General features: G+C 46.2%; 3 protein-coding genes. 2 read left to right on the top strand and 1 reads right to left on the bottom strand.

The annotated features are described in order from the left end of the window. Positions 1 to 1,927, bottom strand: a 1,927-nt coding sequence (locus GX089_02550; protein NLP01347.1) for a glycoside hydrolase family 8, incomplete at its 3' end; no start/stop codon positions are given. A gap of 479 nt (positions 1,928 to 2,406) precedes the next feature. Between GX089_02550 and GX089_02545 the strand changes: the two genes are divergently transcribed. Both GX089_02545 and GX089_02540 read left to right on the top strand, forming a co-directional pair. Further along, positions 2,407 to 5,361, top strand: coding sequence for a carbohydrate-binding protein (locus GX089_02545; protein NLP01346.1), 2,955 nt, complete (start codon positions 2,407 to 2,409; stop codon positions 5,359 to 5,361). Between the two features lie 278 nt (positions 5,362 to 5,639). Continuing rightward, positions 5,640 to 6,189, top strand: a 550-nt coding sequence (locus tag GX089_02540) for a nitroreductase (protein ID NLP01345.1), incomplete at its 3' end; no start/stop codon positions are given.

The raw sequence follows: 6,189 nt of genomic DNA, 5'->3' as shown, positions 1-6,189 counted from the left end.
TGGAGGTCCATCCGGTACCGTTTGAGCAACTGATTGTAACAGAGTTACGGTACTGTTTCTGAGTCGCCTCCCTCACCCTCACAATCAGCTTGACCTGTCCCTTTGTAGGCTCGATTCCTGTAGCTGTCTTAAAGCCGGGAACAGTACCTATATTCCAGGTAACAGTGTGTGCCTGTGGATTGTATACCCCGCCACCGGTGGCAGAGAGAAACTCAAAGTCGCGGTGAAGAGTATCCACTATTGCAACATTCATGGCGTCAAGCGACCCGTAATTGCGGTAATCGATAGTATAGGTCACGCTATCCTTTTCAAATGCGAATGTCTTGTCAATATCCAGGTAAACTTTCATATTTGCTGTAGGCTTAATTTCAGAGGGAGCATGGTAGTTACCGGAAAGTACAAGCAGCCCCAGAAGACGAAACCAGCCATGAAAATATTGCGGAACACTGGTCAGATATCCATCACCGGGAGAGTCAACATCCCACTCGATCTCCAACTGTCGGTACATATCACCCATCAGGGCAAAATCCTGTGAGATGACCGCTGAGGGGGAACCGGTACCATGTATCCAGTTCAGGAAAAAGAATCCACCTCCTTTTCCATCAATAGGCCAGTGTGTCCACAGTACATGCGGGCCCCAATAGGTAAATTTTTTATCCGCACCTGGAACGCAGGGGTTATTCCAAGGGTCTTGACGATTATCCCAAAGAAAGCGGGCATAGCGCAGAGCCATATCCCTTTCGAAGGTGTTGGGAACACCCGGAGTTACCTGATGCGTGACAGGATCCCAGGTAGATGTGGGGTTACCGTGCCACATATAATTAAGAATAGTCCGCCATCCAAGACGGAAGTCTTCACCTTCCATATATTCAGAGAAGACCGGTACATTATCAGACCCCAGCGACACCCATCCCGCATAGGGTATTGTCGATGGACCTTGATTATACAACTGACCCATAAGCCAGTCCGATGATGCCTCAGCGCGCCTGAACTGATAGATATTCCATGCATATCTGGCAGAGTCTACTTCAGCCAGGAGATCAGCAAACTGGCGAAAGTAAGAGGGCGCAGTGTAATCGATATGCTGCGCCTGCGGACCTCTTGATTCAGGGACAATCCCAAAACCGCTTCGGACCGGATCAGTAGCCCAGTCTGTGAGTTCCTGCCAGGAATCCCCCCCTTTGAAATACCCGTCAAAACCAATATCTCCGCTCAGGTAGTTTGTACCATACTCTATGTTATAGAGAAAGGTATCAGTAAGAGCTTTGATAAAATCGATAGCAGCCTGTTTATAGGAGATGGGATTGCCGCAGGCATCATTGATTCCCATGAATTCACCCCACTGCCTGTAGGCCCACAGAAGTGCAAGAGCAATATCAAAATCACCGTCAGCAGCGGAATTTGTATTTGCAACATTCTGCCATCCGGGAAGTTGACTATAGAGATACTCGGTAGTAGATTCCTCACAGTCTCTATAGCGTTTAACCTTGTTCATGGCATGATCATGAACCCACAGCCATAAGCCATCAAATGTCGGTTTATCAGCCATAGCCGCTGCAGCCAGCATCGCATAACCATCACCTTCCGAACAGTCTGGAGATGAACGAAAATAGACGTAGTCTATTCCCCCTACTCCACCTCCCGGTTTCTCCGCCCGGTTCATCATTATCCGGTACGCTTCCCTGATTGTCTTCTCCATCTCTGCGTGAGGGACACCAACATTGTTACGTGTTCCCACATTCTCAAATTTTCCAGATGGATTGATATAGGGCTGAAACTGAGGGAAAGGAAATGCAGGATCACCGGAATTGATATGAATATCAATGGGTTCCTGGGCAAGGGTGAATGTGCCTGCGAAAAACAACATTAAAAGAATTGAGCTGAATGATTTATTTCTAACCTGATATAAACGATTGTTTTTCATCATATCTGCCTTGATTCTGTATCTGGCTGTTTACCTCAAAATAATTAAACCACCTATTCAGCAGTAAACAGTTCTACTGGTAATACCTTGATTATAGCCATTCGGAACCGGAATATCTGGTATATGTGAAGACTATAGTATCCTAAAATACTATTCTCTATTATAATGAAATGTTCCAGATTTGTAAGACATTTTTTAACAAAAGTGTAGACCAGAGGTCTACGTTTTGGGTCAGCCATATCGATAGATGGTCTGGATTTTAAGAAAAGTATGACATTAAAAGGTCATATCAAGTGATAAACAGTGTAGACCTCCTGTTCTATACTAAACTCCAAATACTCATTTTTTTTATGGAATCCACGATTTTCAACATTATTATTATAGATATTAAACCGGATTTTTAAGCAGATCAGATATCTATAAAAAAAGCAGGAATTGTATTGTATAATATATAAATTGAACAAATCACAGAAGGGGGAGGCATGGGGCACAGGTTTTTGGCATTATCCATTATCACTGTTGGGTTGTTCATCTTTGGAATTCAGCCGGTTTCAGCCCAGCGCCTGATGGAGAGGCTTGATCGCGGAGTAGTAGCTGTAAAGGTCTCAAACGGAGTTTTTATCAGTTGGAGACTCTTCGGGAATGATCCTGATGGAATTGCCTTCAATGTCTACCGGGGTTCCACAAAGGTAAATTCCAGCCCAATTACCGGAGCTACAAATCTGACAGACAATGCCGGGACTGCCAGTTCCACCTATTCTGTGAGAACAGTTATAAACGGTGTAGAACAGACAGGGTCAAAAGAGGTTTCAGTCTGGTCATCCAACTGCCTTACCATCAATCTGCAGCGCCCGGCAGGAGGAACAACTCCCTCGGGTGAAAACTACACCTACAGCCCAAACGATATCAATGTGGGGGATCTCGATGGAGATGGGGAATATGAGTTAGTCGTAAAATGGGATCCGAGTAATGCCAAAGACAATTCCCAGTCCGGATACACAGGCAATGTTCATCTCCATGCATACAAACTGAATGGTACCTGCCTCTGGAAAATCGATCTGGGGAAAAATATTCGTGCAGGAGCTCACTACACCCAGCATCAGGTGGCTGATTATGATGGTGACGGATTTGCCGAAGTAATCTGTAAAACAGCTCCTGGAACCAAAGATGGAACCGGGGCATTTCTCAGCAAGGGTCCTGCGGCATCGGATAATGACAATGCAGATTATCGTAACTCAAGCGGTTATGTTCTCTCCGGCCCGGAATATCTAACGGTGTTCAACGGACGCACCGGAGCTGAAATGGCAACTGTAAACTATGTCCCGGCCCGTGGCACTGTCAGTAAGGCGGAATGGGGTGACGACTATGGGAACCGGGTTGACCGGTTCAACTCAGTTACTGCCTGGCTGGACGGGAAACTTCCAAGCGCGGTATTCCAGCGCGGCTACTATTACCGTCTTACCTGTGCCGCATGGGACTGGCGCAATGGTCAACTGACACAGCGCTGGTTTATCGACTCAAGAAAGACATCTGGATACAACTCGATGAATGATCAGGGCAACCATTCAATAATGGCAGCCGATGTTGACAATGACGGAAAAGATGAGATTATCTTCGGGTCTTCGGGACTTGATCACGACGGGAAGCTTCTCTACGCCAACGGAATGGGTCATGGTGACGCGAATCATATCGGAGACATGGACCCCTCCCGTGCCGGACTGGAGCTATGGCTTGTCAGAGAAGGAGCCACAGCAGGAAGTAACGGATCGTATCTGGCTGATGCAAAAACAGGACAAACGATCTGGGGACACAAGGTGTCAGCGAATACAGATGTCGGGCGGGGATGTGCTGCTGATATCGATGCATCTCATGTGGGATATGAGATGTGGTCCAGCGCCACTGACGGAACCTACAACTGTAAAGGTACCCGCATCAGTTCGAACAAGGGTTCGGTCAATTTCCGTGTTTACTGGGACGGAGATCTTCAGGATGAGCTGCTTGACGGAAATAAAATAGACAAATGGAACGGCAACGGGACAACCCGTCTGGTTACTCTCAATGGCAACTCCTGCAACGGAACCAAGGCAACCCCCAATCTCTCCGCAGATATCCTGGGAGACTGGCGCGAAGAAGTTATTCTTCACGATGGGGCCTCAAAGCTTTACCTGTATACCACCACTGCAGTAACGACTCACAGATTGTATACACTGATGCACGATCCGACTTACCGTGCCGGAGTTTCTTCACAACAGTCTGCATACAACCAGCCCCCGCATCTGGGATTCTTCCTGGGAAACGGTGCTGACAAAGCACCCAAACCTAATATGTACGTTGTAGGCGGGACTCAATATACCCTGACCACATCTGTTGCATCCGGCCAGGGAAGTATCACTCCGTCAAGCGGGAGCTATGAAGAAGGAGCGAGTGTGACTGTCACCGCGAAGGCATCGGAGGGATATGCATTTGACCGCTGGGGAGGCGATCTTTCCGGGAGCACAAATCCTGCTACCATTACGATGAATTCAAATAAGACAATATCCGCTTACTTTGTTGTAGACAACCGTACCTATTATACAGTAAGCGCTCAGGCTGCTCCCGGAGGTACTTTAACCCAGAATCCCGAGGGGGAGCGTTTTCCTGAGGGCTCCTCGATCAGTTTTACCGCGGTTCCAAACGAGGGATGGAAATTTGAGGGGTGGACAGGCGATTATACCGGCAACCAGGCCCAATACACCATATCATCTCTGAATGCCAACGTAAACCTTACCGCAGTTTTCATGCCGGTAAATCCAAATTTATATGAGGCAGAATACGCTCTTATAACCAACGGTGTACAGGAGAGCACAAATGCCGGTTTTTCCGGAACAGGTTATGCCAATGTTGATAACATGGTAGGTTCATCGGTGGAATTTACCGTTTACACAGCAGGTGCCGGACAGAGACAAACAATTCTCACTTTTGCCAATGGTACAAGTACTGCCCGTACATTCTCAGTGAAGGTAAACGGTGTAGAAGTCATATCGTCGCTCAGCTTTGAACCAACCGGTGCCTGGACAACCTGGAATCAGAAAACCATCGATCTTACTCTTAAGGCGGGTATTAACACCATCACATTTACTTCAACCGGGCCAGATGGCGGACCAAATCTCGATAAGCTGGAGTTTTCACCAGCAGTCAGCACCAATACCGTAAGGAGCATGTTAAAGCCAGGTATCAGATTTTACGGAAATGTTTTGACAATTGTTACAGGCTCCGCGAAATCATCCGCACAAGTTGATATCTTCTCTCTTACTGGAAAAAAGATTTTAAGCAGAAATGTACAGATTTCAAATGCCTCCACCTCAGTTGATCTTGACGAAGTGCAAAACGGAAGTTACCTGCTGAGAGTATCTCTTGATGGTACAATGCACGTGCAAAAAATCAATCTGTTGAGATAATGGCCCCTTTATTCAGCTTTCAAATCCGCTCTCTTCCCGGGGAGCGGTTTTTTTTGCCTGACTGCCAATCAGATCCGGCCCATTTCCTTTCCGGGCAGAAATAAAAATTATTTAATTCTGAAAACCGTTGCTGGCCGCAAGCCCACTAAATTCATGAATCATTTACCACTTTACGGAATTCGTGTTGTATTTTAAAATTTCAAATGTTACAGTATCTTTGTTAACTGTGTTCAAGACTGTTTAATAACACAAAAAGGAGTTGAAAAGAGGTTTTCAGTATGAGAATGATCGCTTGTCTATCGATAATTGTATCCGCCTCACTATTCATGTCATACGCAGAAAAACCGGAAAGTACATCCGATATTGTTAACAACACCATTCTGAACCGCCGCAGTATCCGCAAATATAAAGATCAAAAGGTACCTAAAGAGATTCTTGATGTAATAATCAAATCAGGGATAAATGCCCCAAGCGCTATAAACAAACAGCCCTGGGAAATCCGGGTCGTTTCAAAGCCTGAGCTGCTTAAAAAGATTAAAGCCACAGGCGCCAGTTTTTATAATGCTCCGGTAGTCATCGTTATAGCCAATGATACGGCTAACTCTTACAGTGAACTTGACTGCGGACTTTTATCGCAAAATATCATGCTGAGTGCGGAATCCTTTAAACTTGGAACCTGTGCCTTGGGAAATCTTGCACGTGCTATCTCTAAAAATACCCCAGAAGCGGATTCTGTTCTGGCAGAACTGAAATTTTCCAAGGGGTACAAACCTGTTCTGGGTATCGCTCTTGGTTACAAAGACGAGTCTCCTGATGCAAAACCGCGCG

Origin of the sequence: Fibrobacter sp., assembly GCA_012523595.1 — a bacterium.
Classification (GTDB): domain Bacteria; phylum Fibrobacterota; class Chitinivibrionia; order Chitinivibrionales; family Chitinispirillaceae; genus JAAYIG01.
The sequence above is the reverse complement of the archived record's forward strand: the minus strand, read 5'-3'. Positions and strand labels throughout refer to the sequence as shown.

Excerpts from the sequence above, each read along its gene's own strand:
- GX089_02545 (NLP01346.1), top strand. The coding sequence starts at position 2,407 with ATGGGGCACAGGTTTTTGGCATTATCCATTATCACTGTTGGGTTGTTC.